At 61.2% G+C, this 13348-nt stretch carries 15 protein-coding genes; 7 read left to right on the forward strand and 8 right to left on the reverse strand.

All coding sequences use genetic code 11. The features are described 5' to 3' along the window. Positions 1-60 precede the first annotated feature (60 nt). The 7 genes from QM649_RS07345 to QM649_RS07375 all read right to left on the reverse strand — a co-directional run bounded on the left by QM649_RS07345 (position 61) and on the right by QM649_RS07375 (position 6750). Entirely contained in the window at positions 61-990 is a 930-nt protein-coding gene (locus QM649_RS07345) for a ParB/RepB/Spo0J family partition protein (protein ID WP_415198371.1), read from the reverse strand. 68 nt (positions 991-1058) lie between these two features. Then, entirely contained in the window at positions 1059-1928 is an 870-nt protein-coding gene (locus QM649_RS07350; RefSeq protein WP_415198372.1) for a ParA family protein, read from the reverse strand. Between the two features lie 352 nt (positions 1929-2280). Beyond that, positions 2281-2940, reverse strand: coding sequence for a 16S rRNA (guanine(527)-N(7))-methyltransferase RsmG (gene rsmG / locus QM649_RS07355; protein WP_415198373.1), 660 nt, complete (start codon positions 2938-2940; stop codon positions 2281-2283). Beyond that, complete coding sequence (locus QM649_RS07360) at positions 2937-3713, reverse strand: gamma-glutamyl-gamma-aminobutyrate hydrolase family protein (protein ID WP_415198374.1); 777 nt, start codon at positions 3711-3713, stop codon at positions 2937-2939. The genes rsmG and QM649_RS07360 overlap by 4 nt, the downstream gene beginning before the upstream one ends. Next, a complete protein-coding gene (locus QM649_RS07365; RefSeq protein WP_415198375.1) occupies positions 3710-4534 on the reverse strand; it encodes a lysophospholipid acyltransferase family protein in 825 nt (274 codons plus the stop codon). The genes QM649_RS07360 and QM649_RS07365 overlap by 4 nt, the downstream gene beginning before the upstream one ends. 11 nt (positions 4535-4545) lie before the next feature. Then, a complete protein-coding gene (locus QM649_RS07370) occupies positions 4546-5916 on the reverse strand; it encodes a bifunctional folylpolyglutamate synthase/dihydrofolate synthase (protein ID WP_415198376.1) in 1371 nt (456 codons plus the stop codon). A gap of 84 nt (positions 5917-6000) precedes the next feature. Then, positions 6001-6750 (reverse strand): SDR family NAD(P)-dependent oxidoreductase, encoded by a 750-nt coding sequence (locus QM649_RS07375; RefSeq protein WP_415198377.1) that lies wholly within the window; start codon positions 6748-6750, stop codon positions 6001-6003. 121 nt (positions 6751-6871) lie between these two features. Here QM649_RS07375 and QM649_RS07380 point away from each other — a divergent pair, with 121 nt between their 5' ends. The 5 genes from QM649_RS07380 to QM649_RS07400 all read left to right on the forward strand — a co-directional run bounded on the left by QM649_RS07380 (position 6872) and on the right by QM649_RS07400 (position 10894). Then, positions 6872-7468 (forward strand): TetR/AcrR family transcriptional regulator, encoded by a 597-nt coding sequence (locus QM649_RS07380; RefSeq protein ID WP_415198378.1) that lies wholly within the window; start codon positions 6872-6874, stop codon positions 7466-7468. Between the two features lie 43 nt (positions 7469-7511). Then, positions 7512-8114, forward strand: coding sequence for a cupin (locus tag QM649_RS07385; protein ID WP_415198379.1), 603 nt, complete (start codon positions 7512-7514; stop codon positions 8112-8114). A gap of 161 nt (positions 8115-8275) precedes the next feature. Next, positions 8276-9397 carry an alkaline phosphatase family protein gene (locus QM649_RS07390; protein WP_415198380.1) on the forward strand — a complete coding sequence of 374 codons (1122 nt, stop codon included), beginning with the start codon at positions 8276-8278 and terminating at the stop codon, positions 9395-9397. Beyond that, positions 9382-9768 carry a hypothetical protein gene (locus QM649_RS07395; protein WP_415198381.1) on the forward strand — a complete coding sequence of 129 codons (387 nt, stop codon included), beginning with the start codon at positions 9382-9384 and terminating at the stop codon, positions 9766-9768. The genes QM649_RS07390 and QM649_RS07395 overlap by 16 nt, the downstream gene beginning before the upstream one ends. A 283-nt stretch (positions 9769-10051) precedes the next feature. After that, positions 10052-10894: a sugar phosphate isomerase/epimerase family protein gene (locus QM649_RS07400; protein WP_415198382.1), complete on the forward strand. Its 843-nt coding sequence runs from the start codon at positions 10052-10054 to the stop codon at positions 10892-10894. A gap of 24 nt (positions 10895-10918) precedes the next feature. Here QM649_RS07400 and QM649_RS07405 read toward each other — a convergent pair whose 3' ends face one another. Then, positions 10919-11812 carry a LysR family transcriptional regulator gene (locus tag QM649_RS07405; RefSeq protein ID WP_415198383.1) on the reverse strand — a complete coding sequence of 298 codons (894 nt, stop codon included), beginning with the start codon at positions 11810-11812 and terminating at the stop codon, positions 10919-10921. Between the two features lie 69 nt (positions 11813-11881). On the opposite strand from QM649_RS07405, the gene QM649_RS07410 reads away from it, so the two are divergent. Together QM649_RS07410 and QM649_RS07415 are read left to right on the forward strand one after the other, a co-directional pair. Then, positions 11882-13042: an MFS transporter gene (locus QM649_RS07410; RefSeq protein ID WP_415198384.1), complete on the forward strand. Its 1161-nt coding sequence runs from the start codon at positions 11882-11884 to the stop codon at positions 13040-13042. Between the two features lie 70 nt (positions 13043-13112). Beyond that, on the forward strand, positions 13113-13348 hold a 236-nt coding region (locus tag QM649_RS07415), incomplete at its 3' end, for an OsmC family protein (RefSeq protein ID WP_415198385.1).

The following is a 13348-nucleotide window of genomic DNA, read 5'->3' on the forward strand; positions in this document are numbered from 1 at the left end:
ATAGAGCCATGCTATGCGATAGGGAACCGCTCCCCGAAGGGAATTTGTGACGCTTAGGAGTTAGTCGACGAAGTGCTCGAAGAGCGTGTCGAAGTCTTCCAGACGCGCATATTCAATGATGACGCGGCCACGGCCCTTCTTGTCTTCGATACGAACCTTCAGGCCAAGGGCGCGCTGCAGGCGCAGCTCGGCCTCTCGCACATTGGGGTCGCCGGCCTGGCGATTCTCTTTCTCCTTGCCCTTTTCTTTCTTTTCCGGGTTCAGGATGCCCTGTACATAGCTTTCCGTCTGCCGAACGGACATGGAGAGCGCCATGACCTTTTGCGCGGCAGAGAGGATGGTCTCCGGGTTCTCCAGCGCAAGCAGGGCGCGGGCATGGCCAAAGCTGAGCTCGCCAGCTTCCACGCGGGTCTGGATCGCCTCCGGCAGGCGCAGCAGGCGGAGGAAGTTCGAGACCGAGGCGCGATCCTTGCCGGTGCGCTTGGCCATCTGTTCCTGCGTCATCTTGAACTCGCCTGCCAGGCGATCATACGCGCGAGCCTGTTCCATCGGGTTCAGGTCGGTGCGCTGCAGGTTTTCGACGATGGTCATCTCCATCGCCTGCTCATCCGACACGGTGCGCAGGATGGCAGGGATGGTTTCCTTGCCGGCGCGTTGCGATGCCAACCAGCGGCGCTCGCCCGCGATCAGCTGGAAGCGGCCATTGGGCAGGGGACGGACCAGAATCGGCTGCACGACACCAGTGGCGGCGACAGAGGCGGCCAGTTCATTGAGCTGGGCCTCATCGAAGCGCGTGCGGGTCTGGTAGGGGTTGCGATCGATATCGCCAACAGGAACCTCACGCGGCGTGCCTTCGATGACCTGCGGTTTTGCCTCGGGCTCGGGTTCCGGCTTGGCGGGTGCCGGTGCGGCGGCGCGGGGCAGCAGGGTGTCGAGTCCGCGGCCAAGGGCGCGGCGCTTAGGGGCATCTTTTGGGGCGGCTGGCGGCATGAGCAGATCCTTCGAGCGGGGGAGTCATTTGGGGTTGCGGGCGGTGAGGCTGGCTTGGCGCTAGCGCCTCATCCGTAGGGCCAGAAGCGGACCTTGGCCGCGGGCTTTTGCGCTGCTGCTGCCTTGCGTTCCTTTGCCTTTGGGCTTACGCGCTTGTGGCGCCCCAGGATCTCCTCCGCCAGCTCGGCATAGCTCTCAGCGCCGCGTGAGCGTGGGTCATAGGTAAGGACAGGCTTTCCGTAGCTCGGAGCCTCAGCAAGGCGAATATTGCGCGGGATCGTGGTCTTAAAGAGCTTGTCCTTGAAGAATTCGCGCAGATTTTCCGTGACCTGCTGGGCAAGGTTCGTGCGGTCGTCGTACATGGTGAGCAGCACGCCTTCGATCTGGAGCTCGGGGTTGAGCGAGCCCTGGACGCGTTCCAGCGTATGCATCAGCTCGCTGATGCCCTCCAGGGCGAAGTATTCGGCCTGCATGGGCACCAGAAGGCGGTCCGCAGCCACCAGCGCGTTTAAGGTGAGCAGGTCGAGGGCCGGCGGGCAATCGAGCACGACATAGTCGTAGTCGGCGCGGACGGCATTGATAGCCTCGCGCAGGCGATAGGCACGGCGCTCATGCTCGATAAGTTCCACATTGGCACCGATGAGGTGCTTGCTGGATGGAACGAGCTTCAGCGTGTCAATTTCGGTGGCCTGCAGCGCCTCAGCGATGGTGGCTTCGCCGACGAGGACGTCATAGGTCGATTTCCGCTCATCATCGCGAGGAAAGCCATAGCCGCCGGTCGAATTGGCCTGCGGGTCGCAGTCAATCAGAAGGACGCGAAGGCCTTCGAGGGCCAGTGCTGCCGACAGATTGATAGCGGTGGTGGATTTGCCGACGCCGCCTTTTTGATTGACGACAGCGAGGACGGTGGTTGTGCTGGTTGCTGGGGCGTCTGCCATGAAGAAAAAGGGTATCGATCCGAAGGCCTGGGGTGCAACGGGAAAGGCTGTGCGAAAGCGGAGGAAAATTGTGGAAAGTTTTCAGGCATGCACAAGGGAGAGTGCGTGGAGTGCGCGTCTGGAGCGGGTTTGCAAGATTTTCGCCGCTTCGGGGTGGTTGTGGGTAAGTGCACCGGAATCGGTGGAAATCGTGGCGTGTTCCACGTGGAACATTGGAGGGGTGCAGGCTGTGTTGGAGGATGTTCCACGTGGAACATTTGGGATAGGAATCGAAAGCCGATTTGCTCCACATGGAACGCTCAAGCCAGAGGTAGGCTCAAAAAAGCCATGTTCCACGTGGAACACGGTGGAATCAGGCTGGCAGATGGCCTTTGAGGAGAAATCCGTGCCCACTGCTGCGGATGGGCAAATTCTCAAGCCAGATAAGGCCGGGCTGAACAGCCGAGACGGCCTCTTTTACCGCTGCCTGGGTCGTCTCCGTGGCGAACAGCACCAGGTATCCGCCGCTTGCTACCCGCTTCGCGGCCAAAGACGTGGCTTCCACCATCTTGTCGACAGCGCGGAGGGTCACCGCGCCAAAATATTGGGCCTCCGGCATCGTCTCGATGCGGCCGTCATGCACCCGGGCGTTGAGGCCGAGGGTGCGGACAACCTCCCGGAGGAAGGACGACTTCTTTGCCTGGGACTCGGCGAGGGTTACGGTGATCTCCGGTCTGAGGATAGCGACCGGTATTCCGGGAAAACCTGCCCCTGAGCCAAGATCGAGCACCGTAGCGGCGGGAAGTTCGGCTACGGCGGGAAGCGCAAGGGCACACTCGATGGACTCGAGGAAATGGCGGCGCAGGATCTCTTCGGGATTCCGGATCGCGGTGAGGTTCAGCCTGGAGTTCCACTTGAGGAGGAGTTCGAGATACGCGGCGAATTGTGCAGAAGCGCCGTCGGGAAGGGATTCGAGGCCGGCCTCTCGGACAGCCTCGGTGAGCCTCTCAGCCCAGTTTGTAGGAGTATTCACTGGGCAGAGGCCTGGGGCGCGACGGACTCTCGAATCGCGCGGGGTTGCCATGAGGCGGAAGCCTCGATAAACGCGGCAAAAATCGCCCGGGAAGCGGCGTCAATGTCGTAGGTGCGTTCGGGATGCCATTGCACGGCAAGCACAAACGTATCTCCAGTGCCTTCGAGGGACTCAAGAATGCCGTCCTCGGTGCTCCGCGCAGCGACGCGGAGACGATCTCCGGGCTGATCGATGGCCTGATGGTGGCTGCTGTTGACCGTCAGAGGCGTTTCGGCGCCGCTGAGGCCCAGAATCGCTGCCAGCCGGCTTCCGGATTCCACTGTGACCGTGTGTGCGTCAACCACGGTCCGCCCCGGGGCATGGTTGATCGTTGTCGGGTGTTGCGTCGGGACATCCTGGATCAGCGAGCCGCCCCGCCATACGTTCCACGACTGCAGACCGTAGCAGATACCAAGAATCGGCTTGTCGAGGTTCGCCGCGTCCTGGATCAACAACTCGTCAACGGCTTCCCGGGAAGAATCAGCCTCATTGCAGGCCGAAATGCGGGGATGGCCGTATTTTTCAGGATCGATATCCGCCTTCGAACCCGGAAGAAGCACTCCCTGGCAGGAGGCAACAAGGCGCGCGACCTCGACAGGGGAGGCCGAGAGTGGGATTTCGACCGGAATTCCGCCGGCGGCCTCGATGGCGTGGAGATACTGAGGCAGGGCGCGGCTGTTGTATTCAGCGTCCGAGCTGTGCGGAACAGGGATGGCGATGCGGGGGGTGCTCATTGTTCGGTTCCTTCGAGGGTGATGGTCTCAAACTGGGCCTCTGCGGGGAGGGCGGGGGCCTCGAGCCAGGAGTGCTGATAATAAAGGCGGCTAATCTCCGCCCGGAGATGGGCCGTAAGCTTATCCAGTTCCCGGACGGAATAGCCGGTTGTCTCGATCGGCTCTCCCACGGCCAGTATGACTTCCACCGGGAAGAAGACCTTGTTGTGCATGGGTAGAAGCTCCCAGGTCCCGATAAGAGCCATGGGAATGAGGGGAGCCTTCGCTTTCAGAGCCATGAAGGCAGGGCCGTTCAGGAACTCATCCGTATGTCCGGACTCGGAGCGGCCTCCCTCGGGGAAAATAAAGAGCGGCAGGCCGGACTTCAGGGTGCGGACCGCGGAGCTGAGGCTACCGATGGAGGCACGGGGATTGCTGATATTGACGGGTACCTGTCCGGAGCGGGTGAGGTGCCAGCCGATGAAAGGCAGGCCAAAGAGCTCATGCCGGGCAACGATGCGGAACTGGAAGGGCAGCGAACCGAAGATGACCGGCGTATCCATATAGGACAGGTGGTTCGCGCAATAGACGGCGATGCGTCCATCCAGATTTTCCGGATTCAGGATTCGGACCTTTGCCCCGCTGATCCGGGTGATGACGCGTCCCCAGCTCTGGGCGATGGCGTGCTGCTGACGGCCGGATTTATCCCAGAGCGAGGAAAGGAGGGACAGACTTCCGAAGAATCCCGTGCTCAGAAAGAAAGCCGGGGCGCGGAAGGCATAGCTGAAGAGCCACGTGCCAAATGGCACCGGACTGGGACGAGGCTGGAGCGAGCGAGGCATATAGGTATCTTTCAGGCCTCCGGATTGGCTTCCGGGGCTGTGAGGTGCGCGAGAGCAGCAGGGCGGAGTTCGCCTACGAGGTAGACGCTGCCGGTGATTACGGCAAGACCGGATTCCCCGGCCAGGGCATAGGCTCTCTCGAGTGCCTCCCGGGGACTTGAAGCGGTTTCCGCGATGGTTCCGGTTGTAGCTGCGGCAGCAGAGAGCTCGGCGAGCGTGGCCGTACGCGGGGAAGGAACCTCGGTGAGGATAACCCTGTCGAAAAGAGGGAAAAGTACCTGCGCAATTTCTGCGATGGCCTTGTCTCGGAGGCATCCGAAGACGGCAACCAGCGGCCGCGGCTCAGGATCGAGACGCGAAATCGCGGCACGCAGCGCCCAGGCGCCCGCGGGATTGTGCGCGACATCGAAGAGTAGGCGGCCGATCTGCTCGAGACGTCCGGGCCAGTTTGTCTTGCGGATGCCTTCCGCAATGGAAGCGGGGGTGATCCTGAATTTGTTCCCTAAATTGTCACTGATACGGTTACGAATCGCTACCGCTGTCGCAATGGCTAGCGCGACGTTGCGCTGCTGGTGCGCCCCGGGAAGCGGCGAAGCGACCTCGATGGTCTCATCCAGTACGCGAACCGGATAAGTGCCGCTCTCGGTGGTGCGCGACGGGATGTAGTCGGCTGCGTTCACTCCTTCAACGTTGCGTGCGACAGCAATCTCGCCGATGGCCTGATTCGCCTCGGGATGCTGCGGCAGCGTGACGAGGGTGCCGTTTTCACGCAGGATGCCAGCCTTCTCGCGGGTAATGTCGGTGATCGTAGGGCCAAGCCACTCGGTATGGTCGAGAGAGATGTCGGTGATGACGGAGACCAGCGGCTCAACGATATTCGTGGCATCGAGACGGCCGCCCATGCCGACTTCGAGGATGGCGATGTCCACACTTTCCTCAGAGAAGCTGAGGAAAGCGAGGGCAGTCATCGCTTCGAAAAAGCTGGGATAGCCGGGTAGCGCACGCTCGGCAACGAGGCGGCGAGCGGTGTCGTCCACCTGGAAATAGCGCCGAGCGAAGGCATCGTCCGATATTTCTGCAGATGCCTGGCCGGGAGCGAGGATCTGGATACGCTCGTTCACACGGGTGAGGTGCGGCGAGGTGTAGAGGCCGACTCGCAGTCCCGAAGCCGCGAGGATGCTGGCCAGTGTGGATGAGGTCGAGCCTTTGCCATTTGTGCCAGCAACGAGCACGGATGGGAAAGTTTTTTCGGGATGGCCGAGCGCAGCAGCAAGAGTCCGCATCTGGTCGAGCTCAAACTTGCGGCGCGGCTGGCCCGGCGCGGGTGCATGGAGCTCTCCCGCAAGTGCGTAGAGGCCCTCAATAGCGGCTGCGTAGGACATACCTCAATTTTAGTAGGAGGGGAGTGGCAGTCCAGGCGTTGGCGCTCGGCTCATTTTCGGCAGCAGAGCGCCAACCACGCTGGATCAGACCTGCGCGTAACCGCCGTCGACGAAGAGCTCGATGCCGGTGACATAGCTGCTGTCATTGGAAGCAAGATACACCGCAGCCTTTGCTATCTCCTGCGGCTGACCGAGGCGGCCGAGTGGCACGGTGGCGGAGATGCTGTTTCGCCTCGCCTCGCCCGCAGGGGCCGATTCGAAGAGACCGCGCAATCCTTCGGTGTCGATAGGACCAGGGCTGATGGTGTTCACGCGAATCTGACGGGCCTTCAGATCGGTGGTCCATGTGCGTGCAAAGGATCGGATCGCCGCCTTGGTCGAGGCGTACACACTGTTGGATCCCGAACCCTTGCTGCCTACAACAGAACCGAGGACGATGATCGACGCGCCTTCCGGAAGCAGCGGCAGCGCTTTTTGGACGGTAAAGAGAGTGCCCTTCACATTGGTATCGAACATGTCGTAATAGTCTTTCTCGGTGATGGTTCCGAGGACGCCGTAGCGGGCGATGCCGGCATTGGCGACAACGATGTCGAGGCGGCCTTTTTCTCTCTGGATCTGTTCGAAGATGCGATCGAGGTCCTCAAGCTTCGAGACATCGGCCTGAATGGCGGTGGCGTCAGGGCCGATCTTCGCGACGGCCTCATCCAGCTTGTCTTTCCTGCGGGCGGTGAGAAAGACATGTGCGCCTTCGGCGGCAAATTCCTTCGCTGTGGCAAAACCGAGGCCGCTGTTGGCTCCGGTGACGAGGGCAATCTTTCCGGTGAGCTTTCCCATGCTTGAACTCCTTGATGTTTTGTACCGTTTGTTATGGTTGCGTCAAAGAGATGGCTTGCCGAGGGCAGGCGATGCAGTATTTTGTACCGAAAGTTATAGAATTAAAGCAGAGGAATCAAAAATGAGTACGGCAAAAGGTGGCAGACCGAGAGAGTTCGATCCGGACTTCGCGGCCGAGCGGGCCATGGAGGTTTTCTGGGCGCGCGGCTATGAGGGCGCTTCGATGCATGAGCTCACCGCGGCGATGGGCATCAACAAGCCCAGCCTCTATGCATTCTTCGGCGATAAGCGCGGGCTTTTCGACGCGGCGGTAGAGAAATATGCGGAAGGACCGCTCAGCTTCGGGCCAAAGGCGCTCGCGTTACCGACAGCGAAGGAAGCTGTTGCAGCGGCCCTGCGCGGCATCATCGACGTTACGACGCGCCGCGGTTTCCCGAAGGGCTGTCTGCAGACCCATGCCGCACTTGCCTGCAGTCCGGAAAACGAGGAGGTGCGGGAGAAGATGGCCGCACGGCGGCAGGCTTCCGAAGGACGGCTCCGGGCGCGGCTGCGCGAGGGACAAAAGGCGGGCGAGCTGCCTGCCAGCTGCGACGTGGCGCGACTGGCAAAATACTTCACTACCGTGGCGAACGGCATCACGGTGCAGGCTGCTTCAGGAGCTTCGCGCAAAGAGCTTGAGGGAGTCGCGGAGGTGGCGCTGGCCGCGTGGCCGAAATAAGGACATCGCGAGCGCGTTGCGTGACATCCTTATCACCATGAGCATGACACGGCGCAGATTCGGGCAGGTGCTTACGGCGATGGGGCTGGCTCCCATTGCAGGGCGAGTGATCGCCGAGGGCGAGATCTCCGGCGCAAGCGGCGGTGTCAGCGACCCGCAGCAGCTGCGCCTCTCGCGCAGTGGATGGATGCCGAACAACGAACACCTGCCGGTGCTGCTCTACCGCAACGTGATCGCGGCAGGCGGGGAAGATCCGGCATCGCTTTTTGAAGCAGCCTTCACGCGGAATGGCTGGCCTCCGCAGTGGCGCAATGGTGTTTACAGCTTTCATCACTATCACTCTACTGCGCATGAGGTGCTCGGCTTTGCTGCGGGACGCGCACGGATCATGCTGGGCGGTGAGGGCGGACACGAGGTCAGCGTCGAGGCTGGAGACGTAGCAGTACTGCCGACAGGCACCGGGCATTGCCGGGTATGGGCCAGCGACGACTTTCTTGTCGTCGGTGCCTATCCGCCTGATCAGCAGTGGGATATCTGCCGCGCCGCTCCGGATGCATCCGCCATCGAGCGCATGTCGCATCTTCCCTATCCGAAAAGTGATCCGGTGACGGGCGCGAACGGCGTGCTGCCGCGTCTGTGGACTTAGATTGAGTGCACTTTAATGCGCTTTCATGACGCGCACGGGAATGTGGCTTTTCACCGTTTTTTCAAACGATATTGAGACGTGTCTCAGCGCGGGACTTCTATAAGCGTGGGCAGGTAGTGAGGACAGATTGCTGCCGGAATCTGCTTAACGGAGCCCCGCCGATGAGCCCAGCAACCAGCGTAGACCGCAGGTCCTTTCTGCGCAGCGCAGCCAGCCTGTCCGCTGCTGTTCTTGCCAGCACCGCTACGGACACGAAAGCTCAAACCGACATTCAGGCCGCAACAGAGCTGCTGCCATCGCCGGACAGCTCAGGCATCGAGCACATCGTCGTCGTCATGATGGAGAACCGCAGCTTTGACCATTTGCTGGGATGGATGCCGAACGCGAATGGACGCCAGGCCGGGCTTACGTATCTCGATAACAACGGCAATCCGCAGTCCACGCATCGACTCAACTATTACGTGGGCTGTGAGCATCCCGATCCGGATCACTCCTACGCGGGTGGCCGGTCAGAGTACGACAACGGCAAGATGGACGGCTGGCTGCGCACAAGCACGAACGACAGCTTCTGCATCGGCTATTACGAGGAAGCGGACCTGCCGCTCTTCGGCACGCTGGCGCGCAATTACACGACGCTGAACAACTACTTTGCATCGATCCTCTCGTCGACATTTCCGAATCGCGTTTTTCAGCATGCCGCGCAGACCGATCGTCTGAGCAACACACTCGATATCTCCACGCTACCGACGATCTGGGACAAGTTACAGGAAGCGGGCGTGAGCTGCCGCTATTACTACTCGAACGTGCCGTTCCTCGCCTTGTGGGGATTGAAGTACACGGGCATTTCGAGCCTGTATGCGCAGTTTCTCTCCGATGCGACACTCGGCAATCTGCCTGCGGTCTCCTTCGTCGATCCATGGTTCACGATTCTCGACGATGGCCTCGGAAATGATGACCATCCGCACGCAGATCTGCGCAAGGGAGAGATCTTTCTGCGTGAGATTGTGACCACGCTGGCGGCGAGTCCACAATGGAAGAACACGGTGCTGGTGATCAATCGCGATGAATGGGGCGGATTCTTCGATCACGTGGTGCCGCCGCGTGTGATTGCGCCGAATACGGTGGACACGGATCTCGTGAATGGTCAGGCTCTGCTGGGCTGCCGTGTACCGACGATCGTGGTCTCTCCGTTTACCAAAGGCAATGCTGCCAAGCCGAGAATCAACTCGCTGCTCTACGATCACACCTCGGTGCTGAAGATGATCGAATGGCGCTGGGGCTGAGCCCGCTTACCTCGCGCGATGCCTCGGATGAGGTGGCAAATCTTGCGCTGGCGCTGAATTTCTCGCAGCAGGATACGACGCTGCCCACATTACCTGTCATTGCGGAGCCGCCTCTCGATCCATGCACGCTCGACGATATCTTCGAATCGCTGGACACGAAGAGCACCAGCACGACTACTGCTACTGCGACGAGCAACGCAGCTGCGCAGGTCAGTTCGCCTCGCACCGTGGTGAATACGCAGAAGGCAATGGCCGTCGCGCAGGCCAAGCATAACAACGGTGAAGACAACGAGACGTATGACTTCTATCTGCTGTTGAAGTCAGAGAACGTGCAGGGATGGACGCTGCCCGCGAATCTCAAAGAAAAGTAAAGACCGAACCACGCCCCGACGGGTTTTGTTGTTGCCTGTCGGGGCGAATTCTCTAAGCTGTCTTGTCCTCCGCGTCGCCATCGATAGGCGCAATTGATCGCAGCCATCACAAATCACGTCCGACACGCGCCTCTTCCTTTACATCTCTTTATCTGGATATGCAGCAGGCAGACAGACAAGAGAGATGATTACCAATCGACGTGACTTTATACAGCTCACCGGACTGGCGCTTGCGGCCGGCCCGGCGAGTCTGGCTGCAACAACGAGGAGCCCGGAGAAGACAATGACGACAAACGAGCCGAAAATCTGCATCAGCGAGATCACCACTAAGCCGTGGACATTGCGGCAGGATGTGGAAGGCTACAAGCGGAACGGCGTCGGCATCGAGCTCTGGGAATCGAAATTCAGCCAGGACAATTACGCCCGCGAGTTGGCATGGGTGGAGGAGCAGGGCATTGCGGTGAGTTCTGTGCAGCCGTATGTGCTCACGGTGTTTCCTTCCATGTCCGTCCTCGAACCGAAGGACCCGCAGGAGCGTGTGGGTTTAATGTGCCGCACTATCGATCGTTTTCAGAGCGTGCTGCGCGGCAAGGCCTTTCCGACGAACACAGGTGCGGACCCGAGCGGGAATGAGGACCTGGTGTGGCGAACCAGCGTGGAAGTCTATAAGCGACTGGCCGACTATGCCGCGAAGCGCGATGTGAAGGTAGCCTTCGAGCCGCTGGGTGCATCGTTGATGAATCGAAGCACCACGGTGAGCAATATCGAAGTGGCGCTTGAGATGGTGCACGAGGTGAATCATCCCAACTTCGGCCTGACGGCGGATGCCTACAACCTGTGGGAGAGCAGTGCGCTCGATCAGGTGTCACTGTGTGGAGACAAGCTGTTCCTCGTGCATGTTGCCGATTGGAAGCGGCCGCGTAACTTCCACGATCGCCGCGTGCCGGGCGAGGGCAGGATTCCGCTCACCGACTTCCTGCGCCGTGTGAAGGCTCTCGGTTATCGCGGACCGCTGGTCGTCGAAATCTTCTCGGAGGGTGTTCCCGATTCGCTGTGGTCGCAGAACCTCGATGACGTGGTGGAGCGGTCAAAGCGCGGTATCGAGGCTGCGCTGGCGGCAGTGTAGCGCCGCCGATATTTCACTTCGCAATTATGCGTGCGTGCTCTTTCCCGGCAGGGCACGCACGATCTCTACAAACCGCTCTACCAGCGGCCAGCGATCTTTCCGCCACGCGATGCCGACACGCCAGCGTGCGCGCGGGTCTTCGAGTGAGCGATAGCGGATGCCGGGAATGCGCATGCGCTGCGTGCTGGCCGGGGCGAGGCTCACGCCCATACCGGCACGCACCAGGTTCAGCCCGGTGAACCATTCGTTCACCTCCTGCACCACATGCGGATTGAAGCCTGCGGCATGGCAGAGCCGCATCGCGTGGTCGTAATAGGTACTGGAAACACTGCGTGAGACGAGTACGAAAGGGTCTTCGCGAAAATCCCGCAGGCGCAGCCTCGCACTGGCAAGGCGGGATTGGGCAGCAACCAGCAGCATCTCTTCCTCCAGCACCGGGATCGTCTCAATCTGTTCAGACGGACTCGGCAGGCGGATGAAGCCTACGTCCAGCGTGCCCTGCACCAGTTCATCGATCTGCCGTGTCGTGCCCAGGTCGCGCATCTCCAGCAGCACATTCGGGAACGCCTTGCGGAATGCAAGAATGGCGGTCGGCAGCAATGCGCCCAGCGCCGCCATGCCAAAGCCGATACGCAGACTCCCGGCCTCGCCGCGCGCGGCCTGGTACGCAAGTGCCTCAAAGGCTGTGCTCTCGCGGACCAGCGAGCGCGCTCGCTCTAGCAGCGCCTCGCCGGCGGGTGAAAGGCGCACGAGGCCGGTGGTGCGCTCGAAGAGACGTCCGCCGATGTCATCTTCCAGGCGCTGGATCTGGCGCGTGAGTGCCGGCTGTGACAGGTGCAGACGAATGGCGGCGCGGCCGAAGTGCAGTTCTTCGGCAAGGATGGCGAAGGCCCGCAGCGCATCGAGCGAGAAGCTCATGCACAAAGGTTATCAAGGCGGCGACGGAAATTCATGATCCTGCACAGGTCGAATCGGTTCCAATAGAGTATGCGGGAAAATGCAGCAAAATTTGCGCTGGCACTGCTGTTCATCGTCGACGGCTTCGGCTTTGGCCTCTGGGCAGTGCACGTGCCGGTCTTTAAACAGAAGCTGGCGCTGAGTAACGGCGCACTGAGCATCGTGCTTTTTGGGCTGGTGGTGGGCTCCATCATCAGCATGCCGCTCATCGGTCAGCTTATTGCGCGTGTGGGCAGCCGCCCGGTGGCGCGTGTGGTCGCGCTGGGCTACAGCCTCGTCATCGCGGCCATGGGCTTCGTCGACTCCTACGCAATGCTGCTGGTCTGCGCCATTCTCTTCGGCGCGATGAAGGGCGCCTTCGACGTCACCATCAACACGCAGGCCATCTCCGTCGAACGCCACTTCGGCAAGTCGATCATGAGCCCGCTGCAGGGTTGCTGGAGCCTGGGAGGCCTTGTCGGCGCGAGCGGTTCGAGTCTCTCGCTGCGCCACGGCGCGTCTTTGACGTTCGATCTTACCGGCGGTGGATCGCTGATGGTTCTGGCTGCGCTGCTGGCGCTACCGTGGATCATCACCGAGACGGCTGGCGGCTCGGAGGAAGGCAAGTTCCGGTTGCCGGATGCGAGTACGCTGCGTCTGGCGCTGATCGCCTTCTTCGGACTCTTTGCCGAAGGTGCGGTGGGTGACTGGGCCGCGGTCTTTCTGCGCTCGAACCTGAAGGTAAGCCTCTCACTGGCGGCCGCGGGTTATGCGACTTACGCGATCGCGATGACGGCGGCGCGCTTCTCGGGACACTGGCTGCTGCGCTGGCTGTCGCCAAAGCAGGCATTGCTGGCGAGCGGCGGCGTGCTGGCGCTGGGCTTCTGTGGCGCGGTCTCGCTGCATAGCTGGCCGGCCGCCCTGGTAGGCCTCGCGCTCACCGGCTTCGGCATGGCGAATATTGTTCCGGTGGTTTTCACCGCGGTGGCGCAGACGACGCGCGGCGCGGTGGGACCTGCCATCTCAGCCGTGGCGACAGTCGGTTATTTCGGATTGCTGGCTGGACCTCCGCTCATCGGCTGGGCCGCGGTGCATGTGGGCCTCGAATATGCGCTGTGGCTTGTGGTGCTCTCCGGTGTGGCTGTGGCCTGCGGGCCACTGATGATGGCGCGGAATCGCGATCGCGAACAGGACGCGGTGCCGGTGGCGTAATGCCAGAGCCGCGTTCGCGATAATAGACAAGACACGGCGCAGCTTGTGATCGCGCCGGATGGAGATAGAAATGGTTTCGATTGCTGTTGAGTATCAGGGCGAGCTGCACTGTAAGGCGGTGCACGGTCCGAGCGGGAACGAGCTGACCACGGATGCGCCGAAGGATAACCAGGGTCGAGGAGAGAGCTTTTCTCCCACGGACCTGGTGGCGACGGCGCTGGGCAGCTGCATGCTCACCGTGATGGGCATCATGGCGCGCACGCTGAACGTGGAGATCGCAGGCGCGACGGCGAACGTCGAGAAGAC

This window comes from Silvibacterium sp., assembly GCF_047605705.1.
Taxonomy (GTDB): domain Bacteria; phylum Acidobacteriota; class Terriglobia; order Terriglobales; family Acidobacteriaceae; genus Silvibacterium.

Coding starts and splice junctions, on each gene's coding strand:
- QM649_RS07345 (WP_415198371.1), bottom strand. CDS start 990: ATGCCGCCAGCCGCCCCAAAAGATGCCCCTAAGCGCCGCGCCCTTGGC.
- QM649_RS07350 (WP_415198372.1), bottom strand. CDS start 1,928: ATGGCAGACGCCCCAGCAACCAGCACAACCACCGTCCTCGCTGTCGTC.
- QM649_RS07360 (WP_415198374.1), bottom strand. CDS start 3,713: ATGAGCACCCCCCGCATCGCCATCCCTGTTCCGCACAGCTCGGACGCT.
- QM649_RS07365 (WP_415198375.1), bottom strand. CDS start 4,534: ATGCCTCGCTCGCTCCAGCCTCGTCCCAGTCCGGTGCCATTTGGCACG.
- QM649_RS07370 (WP_415198376.1), bottom strand. CDS start 5,916: ATGTCCTACGCAGCCGCTATTGAGGGCCTCTACGCACTTGCGGGAGAG.
- QM649_RS07375 (WP_415198377.1), bottom strand. CDS start 6,750: ATGGGAAAGCTCACCGGAAAGATTGCCCTCGTCACCGGAGCCAACAGC.
- QM649_RS07380 (WP_415198378.1), top strand. CDS start 6,872: ATGAGTACGGCAAAAGGTGGCAGACCGAGAGAGTTCGATCCGGACTTC.
- QM649_RS07385 (WP_415198379.1), top strand. CDS start 7,512: ATGACACGGCGCAGATTCGGGCAGGTGCTTACGGCGATGGGGCTGGCT.
- QM649_RS07390 (WP_415198380.1), top strand. CDS start 8,276: ATGAGCCCAGCAACCAGCGTAGACCGCAGGTCCTTTCTGCGCAGCGCA.
- QM649_RS07395 (WP_415198381.1), top strand. CDS start 9,382: ATGGCGCTGGGGCTGAGCCCGCTTACCTCGCGCGATGCCTCGGATGAG.
- QM649_RS07400 (WP_415198382.1), top strand. CDS start 10,052: ATGACGACAAACGAGCCGAAAATCTGCATCAGCGAGATCACCACTAAG.
- QM649_RS07405 (WP_415198383.1), bottom strand. CDS start 11,812: ATGAGCTTCTCGCTCGATGCGCTGCGGGCCTTCGCCATCCTTGCCGAA.
- QM649_RS07410 (WP_415198384.1), top strand. CDS start 11,882: ATGCGGGAAAATGCAGCAAAATTTGCGCTGGCACTGCTGTTCATCGTC.